Source organism: Pseudomonas sp. SP16.1 (genome assembly GCF_052682975.1).
Map to the genome: position 1 here is coordinate 936715 of NZ_JBQYFZ010000001.1, position 13888 is coordinate 950602.

The 13888-nt window shown below is 65.4% G+C and carries 14 protein-coding genes; 8 read left to right on the forward strand and 6 right to left on the reverse strand.

Annotation, left to right across the window (positions count from 1 at the left end; translation table 11 throughout):
• Positions 1-20 precede the first annotated feature (20 nt).
• Positions 21-464 (forward strand): YkvA family protein, encoded by a 444-nt coding sequence (locus tag ACUTAF_RS04690; RefSeq protein ID WP_445578881.1) that lies wholly within the window; start codon positions 21-23, stop codon positions 462-464.
• Here the strand turns inward: ACUTAF_RS04690 and ACUTAF_RS04695 are convergent.
• The gene (locus ACUTAF_RS04695) at positions 373-1185 is read right to left on the reverse strand and encodes a substrate-binding periplasmic protein (protein WP_445578882.1); all 813 of its coding nucleotides are present in this window, start codon (positions 1183-1185) and stop codon (positions 373-375) included. The genes ACUTAF_RS04690 and ACUTAF_RS04695 overlap by 92 nt on opposite strands.
• A 267-nt stretch (positions 1186-1452) precedes the next feature.
• On the opposite strand from ACUTAF_RS04695, the gene ACUTAF_RS04700 reads away from it, so the two are divergent.
• Genes ACUTAF_RS04700 through ACUTAF_RS04710 form a run of 3 tightly spaced genes read left to right on the forward strand, consistent with a single transcriptional unit; the run spans position 1453 to position 2616 of the window.
• Positions 1453-1776 carry a helix-turn-helix domain-containing protein gene (locus ACUTAF_RS04700; RefSeq protein WP_445578883.1) on the forward strand — a complete coding sequence of 108 codons (324 nt, stop codon included), beginning with the start codon at positions 1453-1455 and terminating at the stop codon, positions 1774-1776.
• Positions 1773-2138, forward strand: a complete 366-nt coding sequence (locus ACUTAF_RS04705) for a hypothetical protein (protein ID WP_445578884.1) — start codon at positions 1773-1775, stop codon at positions 2136-2138. The genes ACUTAF_RS04700 and ACUTAF_RS04705 overlap by 4 nt, the downstream gene beginning before the upstream one ends.
• Entirely contained in the window at positions 2131-2616 is a 486-nt protein-coding gene (locus ACUTAF_RS04710) for a sel1 repeat family protein (RefSeq protein WP_445578885.1), read from the forward strand. Before ACUTAF_RS04705 ends, ACUTAF_RS04710 begins: the two co-directional genes overlap by 8 nt.
• Here ACUTAF_RS04710 and ACUTAF_RS04715 read toward each other — a convergent pair.
• Together ACUTAF_RS04715 and ACUTAF_RS04720 are read right to left on the reverse strand one after the other, a co-directional pair.
• Positions 2605-4359 (reverse strand): bifunctional diguanylate cyclase/phosphodiesterase, encoded by a 1755-nt coding sequence (locus ACUTAF_RS04715; RefSeq protein WP_445578886.1) that lies wholly within the window; start codon positions 4357-4359, stop codon positions 2605-2607. The genes ACUTAF_RS04710 and ACUTAF_RS04715 overlap by 12 nt on opposite strands.
• Before the next feature lie 104 nt (positions 4360-4463).
• Complete coding sequence (locus ACUTAF_RS04720; protein WP_445578887.1) at positions 4464-6545, reverse strand: carboxy terminal-processing peptidase; 2082 nt, start codon at positions 6543-6545, stop codon at positions 4464-4466.
• A 129-nt stretch (positions 6546-6674) separates the two neighbouring features.
• Here ACUTAF_RS04720 and ACUTAF_RS04725 point away from each other — a divergent pair, with 129 nt between their 5' ends.
• The 3 genes from ACUTAF_RS04725 to ahpF all read left to right on the forward strand — a co-directional run bounded on the left by ACUTAF_RS04725 (position 6675) and on the right by ahpF (position 10110).
• Complete coding sequence (locus ACUTAF_RS04725) at positions 6675-7637, forward strand: NAD(P)H-quinone oxidoreductase (RefSeq protein WP_445578888.1); 963 nt, start codon at positions 6675-6677, stop codon at positions 7635-7637.
• A 155-nt stretch (positions 7638-7792) separates the two neighbouring features.
• Positions 7793-8356, forward strand: coding sequence for an alkyl hydroperoxide reductase subunit C (ahpC, locus tag ACUTAF_RS04730; RefSeq protein WP_445578889.1), 564 nt, complete (start codon positions 7793-7795; stop codon positions 8354-8356).
• A 197-nt stretch (positions 8357-8553) separates the two neighbouring features.
• Complete coding sequence (gene ahpF / locus ACUTAF_RS04735) at positions 8554-10110, forward strand: alkyl hydroperoxide reductase subunit F (RefSeq protein ID WP_445578890.1); 1557 nt, start codon at positions 8554-8556, stop codon at positions 10108-10110.
• A gap of 176 nt (positions 10111-10286) precedes the next feature.
• Here the strand turns inward: ahpF and ACUTAF_RS04740 are convergent, their stop codons facing one another.
• The gene (locus ACUTAF_RS04740; protein ID WP_445578891.1) at positions 10287-11129 is read right to left on the reverse strand and encodes a bifunctional allantoicase/(S)-ureidoglycine aminohydrolase; all 843 of its coding nucleotides are present in this window, start codon (positions 11127-11129) and stop codon (positions 10287-10289) included.
• Between the two features lie 143 nt (positions 11130-11272).
• Here ACUTAF_RS04740 and ACUTAF_RS04745 point away from each other — a divergent pair, with 143 nt between their 5' ends.
• Positions 11273-12127: a LysR substrate-binding domain-containing protein gene (locus tag ACUTAF_RS04745; RefSeq protein WP_445578892.1), complete on the forward strand. Its 855-nt coding sequence runs from the start codon at positions 11273-11275 to the stop codon at positions 12125-12127.
• A gap of 88 nt (positions 12128-12215) precedes the next feature.
• On the opposite strand, the gene ACUTAF_RS04750 is transcribed toward ACUTAF_RS04745, so the two are convergent.
• Both ACUTAF_RS04750 and ACUTAF_RS04755 read right to left on the reverse strand, forming a co-directional pair.
• Positions 12216-12869 carry an HAD family hydrolase gene (locus ACUTAF_RS04750; protein ID WP_445578893.1) on the reverse strand — a complete coding sequence of 218 codons (654 nt, stop codon included), beginning with the start codon at positions 12867-12869 and terminating at the stop codon, positions 12216-12218.
• On the reverse strand, positions 12869-13855 hold the full coding sequence (locus ACUTAF_RS04755) for an ABC transporter ATP-binding protein (protein ID WP_445578894.1): 987 nt from the start codon (positions 13853-13855) through the stop codon (positions 12869-12871). Before ACUTAF_RS04755 ends, ACUTAF_RS04750 begins: the two co-directional genes overlap by 1 nt.
• Between the last annotated feature and the right edge of the window lie 33 nt (positions 13856-13888).

Consider the following 13888-nt stretch of genomic DNA (forward strand, 5'->3'; position numbering starts at 1 on the left):
CAGGTTGCCGAGGAGGGTCGATGAAAGTTCCGTGGAAGCTGGCGCGTTACCTGCCTCAGGCGGCGCGTTTCCTGCGTGAAGGACGGCTACCGGAATTGCTGCGCGCGCTCGGCGATAAGCGCACGCCGCAGGGCGAGCGATTTGCCGCCCTGAAGGAGGATCTGCGCCTGCTCAGTGCCTTGTGCCTGGCCTGGGCCAAAGGCGAATACCGGCAGGTCAGCCGTCAGGCACTGCTGATGGCGGTGGCCGCCCTGCTGTACTTCCTGACTCCACTGGACGCCATTCCGGACTGGCTGGCGGGCCTGGGTTTCATCGACGATCTGGCCGTGCTGGCCTGGGTGGTGCGCACCTGGCAGGGGGAACTCGACGCGTTCAAGGCCTGGCGGGCGGCGCAGACGCCGGAGCACCTGGCGGATATCGAGCGCTTGCCACCTCCTGATCCGTTATCCCGGGAGCGCTGCTGAGCGCCTCGTCCAGCCAGGCGGCGATCGATCCGTCGTCACGCAGCTGCAGCAGAATTGCGTCCAGCTGTTCGGCGGCCACCGGCAGGTGCGGACCATAGACGCAGTGCACCCGGTAGCGTTCCACTACCCAGGGGCTGAAGCGCAAGCGCAGCTGCGGGTACTGGGCGAGCTTGTAGACCAGGTTGCGGCGCATGTCGATCACCGCATCCAGGCGCTGCTTGTCGAGCATCTGCAGGCTGGTATCGAGGTCGCGCACGTCCTGGCGCAGGATCTGTCGAGCGGCGAAGGCCGCCATCAGCGGCGCGCTGTAGACGTAGCCCAGACTGGTGCCGAGCACCTTGCCGTGGAGGCTCTGCAGATCGGTCAGCGGCGGCCGGTCGCGATGCTGCAGCAACGCGTCTTCCTCCTCGTACAACGGCGGCGACCAGTGATAGCGCTGCGGTTCGCCGAGCCAGTCCGGGTTGCTGTTGCAAATCAGATGCAGCCGACCCTGTTGCAGATAGGCCTCGAGCCGGTTGTTCGGCGTCTCGACGAACTCGATCGGCAGGTCCAGGCGCAGGGCCAGCTCCAGGCCGAGGCGATGTACCAGGCCCCGGTCTACCTTGCCCTGGGTCATGCCCACATAGGGCATGGCGTCGGCCGGGCCGTAGCCCCAGCGCAGATTGTCGGCGCCGCAGGGCAATGCCAGCAGGCCGCAAAGCAGCACACCCAGTGTTCGCACAGGAAACTCCCCGCCCTTGATGTTCGCGCTTCGCTGTCCGCTGCGTTCCTGCGCCCGTTGGCGTCGTGGGCGGGGCAGCGATCCGCTAGGCGCAGGATGCCGAATTCCGCGGCCACTGCCGGCCAGGCGCACTGACGGCAGCCGCGGCAATACGTCGGCCGATCGAAGCAGTATAGATCACGCCCCCTGTTCCCGGACGCCTGTTAATATGGCCGTTCGCAAGGAAGGTGCCGAGGTCGTCGGCACTGCTTTCCAACGGAGAGATCCATGACAGTGCAAGTTATTGCCCGCGATGGTGAGCCGGAATACGCCGTGCTGCCTTGGGCCGAATATCAGGCGTTGCTACAGGCGGCGGGTCGCCAGACCGCGACCGAGCCGACCAGCTCCGCCGTCCCGAGCGAGGCCGGGCGGCCGTCGCTCGATCAATTGCAGAGCCTGCGCGAGGCCAAGGGGCTTAGCCCCGAGGCGCTGGCACGCAGCGTAGGGATCAGCCCGCATTACCTGGCGATGATCGAGCGCGGCGAGCGCGAGCCCGATGCCGCCATCCTGCGGGCCCTGGCCTGGTCTCTGGAGCTGGAGGGTTGGTCTTGAGCGTACGTATCAGCCGCCAGCACTGGCAGGCCCTGCTCGACGAACTGGACGACGCCCGTCGCCAGAGGCATCTGCTGACCTACCGTGCGCTGATCGAGCGTCTGGAATTGCCCGCGCCGGCCATGCAGACCCTCAGTGCCGCGCTGGAGCATCTGGCGGCGCTGGATGCCCGCGCCGAGCGCCCGCTGCGCAGCGCCCTGGTGATCAGTCAGGGCGCAAGTCGTCTGCCGCGTACCGGATTCTTCGATTGCGTCACCCGCCTGGGCCGTTTCAGCGGCGCCTCTGATGGCGTGGCCGCGGCGTCCTGGCATGCCGCCGAGGTGGTGCGGGTGTTCGAGTTCGATTACCCGGCCGATGTCTAGACTGTTCTGGCAGCTGCGCGCGCGCCTGGGCTACTGGCTGGCCAGGCGTCTGTTCGACTGGCCCTGGCTGCTGCGCCAGCCACGTGCCTGGCAGTGGATGCAGGGGCAGTATGCGCGCCTGGCGAACCTCGGCGACGTCTCGGCGCAGAGTTTCTACGGTCATATCCTGCTGTTTCGCGGCCAGGGCTTCGGCGCGCGCGAGGAGGGGTTGCGCCTGCTGCGCCTGGCGGCTGCAGGCGGCGAGGCCAAGGCGGCCTATCAGCTGGGGGTGCAGGCCCTGCAGGGCGATACCCGCCAGGCCCCGGACGCCCAGGAGGCAATGCGTTGGTGGATGCTCGCCGCCGCGGCCGGGCATCCGCTGGCGGCCAGTCGTCTGAGTCAGCTGTATCGCGACGGCGCGCCCGGCCTGCCGGCCGATAGCGCCCTGGCCGAGCGTTACGCTGAACAGGCCACCGCGACGCTGCGTTCAGGCCGATAGCCGGTCGATGATCTGCAGGCTGTAGCCCGGCACGTCCTTGGCCTGGCGCTTGGCTTCGGATGCCAGCTCGGCCAGCTGCGCGGCGTCCAGTTGCGCGCAATCCTCGCTGCGCAGGTGCACCACGCCGATCGAGAGCGTCAGCAGAGGGAATTCCTGCTGCTGGCCCTGGCGGTTGTGAGCGCTGAAGCAGCCGGCCTGCAGGTGTTCGTCGCGATAGAAGCGCCGGCACTGGCTCTGAAAATCCTCGATCAGGCGGCTGAGTTTGTCGCGCCACTCGGCGCTGCCGAGTACCAGGAGGAAATCGTCCCCGCCGATATGGCCGACGAAGTCGCGCACCGGGTCGACCTTCTCGCTCAGGCATTGCGCGAGGCACAGCAGCACCTCGTCGCCCTTGGCATAGCCGTACAGGTCGTTGAACGGCTTGAAGCTGTCGATATCGACGTAGCACACCGCCGCCTCGCGGCGCTGCTGCAGCAGGCGGGTCAGGCACTGCTGAATCGGCACGTTGCCGGGCAACAGGGTCAGCGGATTGGCGTGTCGCGCCTGCTGCAGCTTCTGCTCGGTAATCAGCTTGAGCACGTCGATCACCCGGCCCAGACCCAGGTAGCGGCCATCCTGGGTAATGATGAAGTCTTCCTCGATGCGCTGACGGGCGCGGCTGGTGAGCAGACGGCTGACCTTCTGCAGCGATTGCGTTCGCTCCACGGCGAGAAAGTCCTGACTCATCAGTCGGCGGATTGGCTTGCGCGCGAACAGGTCTGTGGCGAAGGGCTTGAGCAGTGCATCGGAGAGCGAATGGCGGTGAACGATACCAACCGGCTGATGCTGCTCGTCGAGCACCGCCAAAGAATTGAGGTTGGCCTGGTTGCGGAACGCTTCCAGCACCTCGGCGATGGCGGTGTGCTGATCGACCGCGGGCTGTTCGTTGAGCAGGGCCGCGAGGTCGCAGCCGTCCTCGCCCATGGAGCCGGGAGCGCCCTGCAGGCGCGGCCGCAGCTGACCGATCTCGCGTGGCGGCTTGTCCAGCGGTCGGCTGAGCAGGTAGCCCTGAACCAGATCCACGCCCATCTCGGCGAGCACCGTCAGCTCCTCCGCCAGTTCGATGCCCTCGGCGATCACCTGGGCGCGAGAGGCCTGGGCCATCTTCAGGATCGAGCCGACGAACTCGCGCTTGACCGGGTCCAGGTGGATGCCGTCGATGAAGTGGCGGTCGATCTTCACATAGTCCGGGCGCAACTCCGACCACAGGCGCAGGCTGGAATAGCCGGCGCCGAGATCGTCCAGGGCGATGGAGAAACCCATGGCGCGGTAATGGTGCAGCGCGGTGTCTAGCAGGGCGAAGTCTTCGGTGGGCGCGTGCTCGGTGAGCTCGATCACCACCTGACTCGGCGGGATGCCGAACGCCTGCAGCAGCTGCAAGGTGCGTCCCGGCTGGTGGCTGGGTTCGAGCAGGGATTCGGGCGAAACGTTGAGAAACAGCTTGCCTTCCAGGCTTTGGGCGCTGAAGGCCTTGCACGCGCTTTGCCGGCAGGCCATTTCCAGTTCGCTGAGACGCCCGGCGTGGCGGGCCACGGCGAACAGCGTTAGGGGCGCGTGCAGGGGGCTGTTGGAAGGGCCGCGGCTCAAGGCTTCGTAGCCGAGTATGCGTTGCTCGGAGAGCGAGACGATGGGCTGGAACAGACTGCTTAGCTCACCGCTGCGCAAGATCTGCTGCAGCGCGCTCAACTGCTCGGTGACGGTCATGGTGGTCTCGATGTGCCGAAAGACGAAGGGGTCGATATGCCTATCGACCCCCGCATTTCACGACAGAATGATGACCCTTTGATGACGGCTCGGTGCCAGCATCCTCAATGCTTGGCCAGCGAGGCGTTCAGACCCAGGTAATCGAGCAGGATGCGCCCACTTTCCGCCAGGTAGGCGTCGTCTTCCGGCGTGCTCTCGTCGGCTTCCAGCGGCAGGGCGTCCTCGTCTTCCTTCTTCAGCTCCTTGAGCGGCTCCTCGCCCTTGGCCTGGCGCCGGTTGTTCTCCAGCAGCAGCTGCTTGGCCTCGATGCTGGATTGCTGGGCGCGGCGCTTGCTCTCGTTGAGGCTGACCTGAGTTTCGGCCATGAGCTTCTTGGCCAGGGTCAGGCGGTCGCGGGTGAAGACGAAGTCCGGATCGTTGGCGGTGCGCTGATCGTGTCGTGCCTTGAGCTCGGCGAGGAAGGGCTTGAACGGGTCGAGCTCGGGCTTGATCGCCGGACGGATGCTGTCCCAGGGCAGGGCGGCGGGCAGGGCGCTCTCGCCGATGTCCTTGGTGTCCATCACGTCGGGATAGAGGATGTCCGGAATCACGCCCTGGTGCTGGGTGCTCTGCCCGGAGACGCGGTAGAACTTGGCCAGGGTCAGCTTGAGTTCGCCGTGGTTGAGCGGCTGGATGGTCTGCACCGTGCCCTTGCCGAAGGTCTGGCCGCCGAGGATCAGCGCGCGGTGATAGTCCTGCATGGCCCCGGCGAAGATCTCCGAGGCCGAGGCGGACAGGCGGTTGACCAGCACCGCCAGCGGGCCGGTGTAGTAGGTGCCGGTATTCTCGTCGGCGAGCACGTCGACGCGGCCGTCGGCGTTGCGCACCAGCACGGTGGGGCCTTGCTCGATGAACAGGCCGGTCAGCTCGGTGGCTTCCTGCAGCGAGCCGCCACCGTTGTTGCGCAGGTCGATCACCACGCCATCGACCTTCTCCTCCTTCAACTCGTTGAGCAGGCGCTTGACGTCGCGGGTAGTGCTCTTGTAGTCCGGGTCGCCGGCGCGGAACGCCTTGAAGTCCAGGTAGAAGGCCGGGATCTCGATCACCCCCAGCTTGTAGTCGCGGCCTTCATGGGCCAGCGTGAGGACCTTCTTCTTGGCCGCCTGTTCTTCCAGCTTGACCGCTTCGCGGACGATGGTGACCACCTTGCTGGTCATGTCGCTGGGCGGGTTGCTGGCCGGCACGACTTCCAGGCGCACGGTGGAGCCTTTCGGCCCGCGGATCAGCTTGACCACTTCATCCAGGCGCCAGCCGATCACGTCGACCATCTCGCCGTTGCCCTGGGCGACGCCGACGATCTTGTCCGCGGGGGCGATCTGCTTGCTTTTCTCCGCCGGACCGGCCGGCACCAGGCGCACCACCTTGACGTGCTCGTTGTCGCTCTGCAGCACCGCGCCAATGCCTTCCAGCGACAGGCTCATGTTGATGTCGAAGTTCTCCGCATTGTCCGGCGACAGGTAGGTGGTATGCGGATCGTAGGTGGTGGCGAAGGCGTTGATGTAAGTCTGGAACACATCTTCGCCGCGGGTCTGCTTGAGCCGCGCCAGCTGGTTGTTGTAGCGCTTGGTCAGCAGCTCCTGGATGTCCTTGTTCTCCTTGCCGGCGATCTTCAGGCGCAGAACCTCGTCCTTGAGCCGCTTGCGCCACAGTTCGTCGAGTTCGGCGCGGTCCGATGCCCAGGGCGCATTCTCGCGGTCCACCTCAAGACTCTCGTCGAGATCGAAATCGATCTTGTCGATCCCTTTGCCGAGCTCCGCCAGGGCGAACTCCAGGCGTTCCTGCAGGCGCTGCACATGACGGCGGTAGATGGCGAAGCCGGGTTCGAGGTCGCCGTTCTTCAACAGATCGTCGAACTGGGTGCGCCAGCGGTTGAATTCGGCGATATCGGCGGCGGTGAAATAGCTGCGCGCCGGATCGAGCGACTTGAGGTAGTTGTCGTAGATCTGCACCGAGCGCTCGTCGTTGAGCGGTGGCTTGTTGTAGTGGTGTCTTTTGAGCAGTTCCACCACGTTGAGGCTGGCGATCACCTGCTCGCGGTCCGGCTGCAGGTATTCCCAGTCGGCGGCGCTAGTGGTCTTGGCCGCCAACGGCAGGGCGCTGAAGCCGAGGACGAGGGCGAGGGCAGTGCTTGCGAGAGAGCGCTTCATGCTGATTCGACGTAGTGGCAGGTGATAACGCATATTAGGCCGTAAATAAGGGCGCCAGGTTCCATTGGCGCTGGGCGGGAGGCCGGCGGTCGACGTCGGGCCCGGTTTCACTTGCACTATGGAGGCAGCATGAAGGCATTGCAAGGCGTCGAGGGGCGGGCACAGTGGCTGGAACAGCCGACGCAGGCCTGTGATGCGGGGCAGATTCGGGTCCGGGTGGCCGCCGCTGGCTTGAACCGTGCCGACCTGCTGCAGCGCGCCGGCCTCTATCCGCCGCCGCCGGGCGCCAGCGAGGCGCTGGGTCTGGAATGCGCCGGGGTGATCAGCGAAGTCGGTCCCGGCAGCGCCTGGCAGGTGGGCGATCGCGTCTGCTGTCTGCTGGCCGGGGGCGGCATGGCCGAGGAGGTGGTGCTCGATGCCCATCACGCCTTGCCGGTGCCCGAGGGCCTGAGCCTGGCCGAGGCTGCGGTGCTGCCGGAGGTCTACGCCACGGCCTGGCTCAATCTGTTCCAGCTCGCTGCGCTGCGTCCTGGCGAGAAGGTGCTGTTGCATGCCGGTGCCAGCGGCGTCGGTTCGGCGGCGATCCAGTTGTGCAAGGCGTTCGGCAGCCCCTGCTGGGTCAGCGTCGGCTCGGCCGAACGCCTGGCCTATTGCGAGGCGTTGGGGGCGCAGGGCGGTGTGATTCGCGGTGAAGGTCTGGAGGGACTGAAGGATTTCGGCCCCTTCGATGTGATTCTCGACCCGGTCGGCGGTCAGTATGCGGCGCTCAATCTGGAGCTGCTGGCGCGTGACGGGCGCTGGGTCAATATCGGCCTGATGGGCGGCCGCGAAGCCAGGCTGGATCTGGCGCAGGTGCTGGGCAAGCGTATCCAGCTGATCGGCTCGACCCTGCGCAATCGCGACGACCAGTTCAAGGCCGACCTGCTGCGCGACCTGCAGCAGCAGGTATGGCCGTTATTCGTCGAGGGGCGATTAAAGCCGCAACTGGTGCGCAGTTTTGCGTTCAAAGACAGTGAAGAGGCGTTCGAGACGCTCGCCGGTAACCAAGTGGCGGGTAAACTGGCGCTGCTTATCGATCCCGATCTGATTTGAGCCGCAGCTGCAGCCCGCGCCTGGCGCGGGTTCGGTCAACGATTGGCTCCTTCAATCAATATCATGGCTGTAATCAATAAGCTTTTTTTCGTTAGGACGCTAAGATGCGCCCTGTAGATTTTCAACCCTCGCAGAAACCTCAACAGGAGTCAGAGATGTCCCTCATCAATACTCAAGTGCAACCGTTCAAGGTCAACGCTTTCCATGCAGGCGAGTTCATCGAAGTCACCGAGCAGTCCCTGAAAGGCAAGTGGTCCGTGCTGATCTTCATGCCGGCCGCCTTCACCTTCAACTGCCCGACCGAGATCGAAGACGCCGCCAACAACTACGCCGAGTTCCAGAAGGCCGGTGCCGAGGTCTACATCGTGACCACCGACACCCACTTCTCGCACAAGGTCTGGCACGAAACTTCGCCGGCCGTTGGCAAGGCCCAGTTCCCGCTGATCGGTGACCCCACCCACCAGCTGACCAACGCCTTCGGCGTGCACATCCCGGAAGAGGGCCTGGCCCTGCGCGGCACCTTCGTGATCAACCCGGAAGGCGTGATCAAGACCCTGGAGATCCACTCCAACGAGATCGCACGCGACGTGTCCGAGACCCTGCGCAAGCTGAAGGCCGCTCAGTACACCGCCGCCAACCCGGGTCAGGTTTGCCCGGCCAAGTGGAAAGAAGGCGAAGCCACTCTGGCTCCGTCGCTGGACCTGGTTGGCAAGATCTAAACAGCGGCCGATCCGTAGGGTGGATGACGCTGTCTTCATCCACCTTTACGAATAGCCGATGGTGGATGGGTGAAGCGTCATCCACCCTACGCCAGCCCTTAAGATTCTTATCCGATTCTTAACGGTCGCCGATGCCCGGGCGCGATCCGTCCGGGCATTTTATTGCCCCGATTTTATGTCATTGAGGACTCTCCGCCATGTTGGACGCCAATCTTAAAGCCCAGTTGAAGGCCTACCTGGAAAAGGTCACCCTGCCGTTCGAGATCGTCGCGTCCCTCGATGACGGCGCGAAATCCCAGGAGCTGCTGGGCCTGCTCAAGGACATCGTCGGCCTGACCGACAAGATCACCCTCAAGACCGATGGCAACGACGCCCGTCGTCCGTCGTTCTCGCTCAACCGCCCGGGTGCGGATATCGGCATTACTTTCGCCGGCATCCCCATGGGCCACGAATTCACTTCGCTGGTGCTGGCGCTGCTGCAGGTCGGCGGCCACCCGTCCAAGCTGGACGCGGACACCATCGAGCAGATCAAGGGCATCGAAGGCAAGTTCGAGTTCGAGACCTACTTCTCGCTGTCCTGCCAGAACTGCCCGGACGTGGTCCAGGCGCTGAACCTGATGGCGGTGCTCAACCCCAACATCCGCAACGTTTCCATCGACGGCGCGCTGTTCCAGGAAGAAGTCGAGCGCCGCCAGATCATGGCCGTGCCGAGCATCTACCTGAACGGCGAGGTGTTCGCCTCCGGCCGCATGGAAGTGAAGGAAATCCTCGCCAAGATCGACACCCAGGCCGGTAGCCGCGATGCCGAGAAGATGAGCGCCAAGGAAGCCTTCGACGTACTGGTCATCGGTGGCGGCCCGGCCGGCGCTGCGGCAGCCATCTACGCCGCGCGCAAGGGCATCCGCACCGGCGTGGCCGCCGAGCGCTTCGGCGGCCAGGTGCTGGACACCATGGCCATCGAGAACTTCATCTCGGTGAAGGAAACCGAAGGTCCGAAGCTGGTGCGCGCCCTGGAAGAACACGTCAAGGAATACGAAGTCGACGTGATGAACCTGCAGCGCGCCTCGGCCCTGGTGCCGGCCAGCAGCGAAGGCGGCCTGCACGAAGTGAAGTTCGAGAACGGCGCCTCGCTCAAGGCCAAGACCGTGATTCTCTCGACCGGCGCGCGCTGGCGCGAGATGGGCGTGCCCGGCGAACAGCAATACAAGGCCAAGGGCGTGTGCTTCTGCCCGCACTGCGACGGCCCGCTGTTCAAGGGCAAGCGCGTGGCGGTGATCGGCGGCGGCAACTCCGGCGTCGAGGCAGCCATCGACCTGGCCGGCATCGTTGCCCACGTGACCCTGCTGGAATTCGCCGACAGCCTGCGTGCCGATGCCGTACTGCAGAAGAAGCTGGGCAGCCTGCCCAACGTCACCGTGATCAAGAGCGCGCAGACCACCGAGGTCAAGGGCGACGGTCAGAAGGTCACCGGCCTGGTGTACAAGGACCGCACCAGCGAGGAACTGCACAGCGTCGAGCTGGAAGGCATCTTCGTGCAGATCGGCCTGCTGCCCAACAGCGACTGGCTCAAGGGCACCGTGGAGCTCAATCGCTTCGGCGAGATCATCGTCGATGCCAAGGGCGCGACCAACGTCCCTGGCGTGTTCGCGGCTGGTGACGTGACCACCGTGCCGTACAAGCAGATCGTCATCGCCGTGGGTGAGGGCGCCAAGGCCTCGCTGTCGGCCTTCGATCACCTGATCCGGCATAGCTGATCGGTCGCTGCAGAAATGAAGAAGGCCACCCCTCGGGTGGCCTTTTTCGTTTTTGTGGCTACGGGAGCGAGCTCCTCCATCAGCGATTGGCGGCTTTTGTAGGGTGCGCCGCGCGCACCGATCCCCAGGTGCCGCATCATCGGTGCGCACGGCGCACCCTACGGGCCTTGCATTTCTCAGCGCTTCAGACCGCCCAGGGTCAGCGGCATCTGACGGTTCACATCCTTGTACAGCAGGTAGCGGAAGCGGCTCGGGCCGCCGGCGTAGCAGGCCTGCGGGCAGAAGGCGCGCAGCCACATGAAGTCGCCGGCCTCGACCTCGACCCAGTCCTGGTTCAGGCGGTACACCGCCTTGCCTTCCAGCACGTACAGGCCGTGTTCCATGACGTGGGTTTCGGCGAAGGGGATCACGCCGCCCGGCTCGAAGTTGACGATGTTGACGTGCATGTCATGGCGCATGTCGCTGATCTCGACGAAGCGCGTGGTGCTCCAGCGGCCTTCGGTGCCGGGCATGACGATCGGCTCGATGTCCTGCTCGTTGGTGACGAAGGCTTCCGGGTAAGGCACGCCTTCGACCGGCTGGTAGGCCTTGCGCAGCCAGTGGAAGCGCACGGCTTGGCTGCTGTTGTTGCGCAGCGACCAATCGCTCTGCGGCGGGATGAAGGCGTAGCTGCCCGGCCGCATGGCGTGCTGGGTGCCATTGAGGGTCAGGCTGAATTCGCCTTCGACGACGAAGATCACGCCTTCGGCGGTCGGGTCCAGCTCCGGCCGGCTGCTGCCGCCGTTCGGGCCGACTTCGACGATGTATTGCGAGAAGGTTTCGGCGAAGCCGGTCAGCGGGCGGGCGATGACCCACATGCGCATGTTGTCCCAGAACGGCAGGTGGCTGGTGACGATGTCACGCATTACGCCTTTGGGGATCACGGCGTAGGCTTCGGTGAACATGGCGCGGTCGGTCAGCAGCTGCTCCTGACCTGGGTGACCGCCATGCGGGGCGTAGTAGTAGGGCGATTTGCTCATCGAGAGATTGCCTCGGCGGGTGAATGGCGCAGGGGTGGCTCCCGGCGCGGAAAATTGGCTCCCCTGCACTATAGGAATTCGCGGCTGGATTCGGAAATTAAATAGTAGAATGTCTGCCAGTGGCTTTCATGATGGGTGGCGACATGCTCGATCCCGTACTGTTACGCAGTTTTCTCGCCGTGGTGCAGACCGGCGGTTTCACCCGCGCGGCCGCCAGCCTGCACCTGACCCAGTCCACCGTCAGCCAGCAGGTGCGCCGTCTGGAGGAGCAGCTCGGCGCCGAGCTGCTCGACCGCAGCGGCCGCTACGTGGTGACCACCACCGAGGGCGAACGCCTGCTCGGCTACGCCAACCGCATCGTCGCGCTGATGGACGAGGCTATGCTGGCCCTGGGGCAGAGCGCGGTGGAGGGCGAGGTGCGCCTCGGCGTGCCGGACGATTTCGCCGCCAACAGCCTGACCCCCTACCTGGCCGATTTCGCCGACGCCCATCCCGGTGTGCGCCTGGAGATCACTATCGGCCTCAGCCACGACGTGTGGCGCGCGTTCAACGCCGGCGAGCTGGACCTGGCGCTGATCAAGCAGCGCGCCGGGAGTGCCAAGGGCCTGGCCAGCTGGGCCGAGCCACTGGCCTGGCTCGACAGTCGCGCGCGACCGGTGCTGGCGCGCAACCCGGTGCCGCTGGCGGTGTTCCCGCCCAACGGTCTGTACCGCCTGGAGATGACCCACGCGCTGGACGCCATGGGCAAGCCCTGGCGCATCGCCTATGTCAGCAGCAGCCTGCCGGGCGTCAGCGCCGCGGCCGAAGGTGGTCTCGGTCTGACCCTACTGCCGCGTCGGCTGATCAGCGCCGCGCACCGCGAACTGGGCGAGGCCGAAGGCTTCGCTCCGGTAGCGCCGGTGGAGGTGGCCCTACACGCACGCAACCAGCTACCCGGCTATGCGCGCGAGCTGGCGGCGGCGTTGATCGAGGCCTGCGAAGGGATCATGAGCATGTAGGGTGTAGCGGGGCCGCCTAAACGGGTAGGGTGCACCGTGCGCACCTGATTTTCTACGTTCAAGGCGGCGCGCACGGCGCACCCTAGGCTCAGCGCCAGCTGAGGATCGGCCAGCCGGCCTGCTCGGCGTGGGCGCGCAGGGTCGGGTCAGGGTTGACGGTGAAGGGCCTGTCGACCAGCTGCAGCAGTGGCAGATCGTTGCGCGAGTCGGAATAGAAGCTGGCGCCGGCCAGCGTCTCGTTCTGCTCGGTGAGCCAGGCGTGCAGGCGCGTCACCTTGCCTTCGCGGTAGGTCAGCACGCCCTCGGTGCAGCCGCTGTAGAAACCGTGCTGCAGCTGCAGGTCGATGGCCAATACCTCGTCGATGCCGAAGCGCTCGGCAATCGCGCTAACCAGAAAGTGCGCCGAGGCCGAGATTACCAGCAGGCGGTCACCGGCGGCGCGGTGCGCGGCCAGGGCGCGGCTGGCGTCGCTGTAGAAAATCGGCTCGATCACGTCCTCGACGAAGGGCTCGACCACATGGGCGACCTCCTCGGGCGTGCGTCCCACCAGCGGCGTCAGGGTGAAGGCCATATAGTCCTCCATGGCCAGCTCGCCGGTCGAATACAGGCGCATCAGCTGCTGTTCGCGGGCGATGAAGGCTTCACCATCGGCCCAGCCCAGCTTGGTCATTTCCACCGCCCACAGGCTGGCGCAGTCGCCGTGGATCAGGGTTTCGTCGAGATCGAAGATTGCCAGGGCCATCACGCCACCTCCCGGATCGCATCGGCGCCAATGGCCAGGCTGACGCTCTGGCCGTCGTGGTGCAGGTCGGCGGCGGAGCGGTTGAGCACGTCCACCAGCAGCTCCACGCCGCGTGCCTCGACGCGGTAGCGGATGACGTTGCCGAGCAGGCTGTGGCTGCGAATCCGCGCCTCGATACCTTCGTCGGCGAAATGGATGGCCTCGGGGCGGATCGCCACCCGGCCACTGAGCGGCTGGCCGAGCAGGCGGCTGGCGGCCTCGGCGTCGAGCAGGTTGTAGCTGCCGATGAAGCCTGCCGCAAATGCGTCCGCCGGCGCGGTGTAGAGGGTTTCGGCGTCGCCGCTCTGGACGATCTGGCCGCCGTTCATCAGCACGATGCGGTCGGACAGTACCAGCGCCTCCTCCTGATCGTGGGTGACGAAGATGGTGGTCAGGCCCAGTTCGCGTTGGATGGCGCGGATCTGCTCGCGCAGGTGCTTGCGGATGCGTGCATCCAGCGCCGACAGCGGCTCGTCGAGCAGCAGCAGGCGCGGGCGGGTGACCAGTGAACGGGCCAGGGCCACGCGCTGGCACTGGCCGCCGGAAAGCTGCTGCGGGTAGCGCCCTGCGTAGTCGCTCAGTTCCACCAGCTCCAGCACCTCGGCCACGCGTTTGGCAGCCTCGGCGGCGGGCACCTTCTGCATGCGCAGGCCGAAGGCGACATTCTGCGCAACGGTCATGTTGGGAAACAGCGCATAGCTCTGGAACACCATGCCAATGCCGCGCTTCTGCGGCGGCGTCGGCACCAGGTCCTCGCCATCCAGCAGGATCTGCCCGCCATCGACCTCGGTCAGACCGGCGATGCAGCGCAGCAGGGTGGACTTGCCGCAGCCGGAGGGACCGAGCAGGGTAATGAACTGGCCCTGGCCGATCTCGATATTGATATCGGTGAAGATGGGCGTGGCGCCATAGCTTTTATGCAGGTTGCGGATATTCAGGTAACTCATTGCAGATCCTTATGGACAACGGGCAGGGGATCG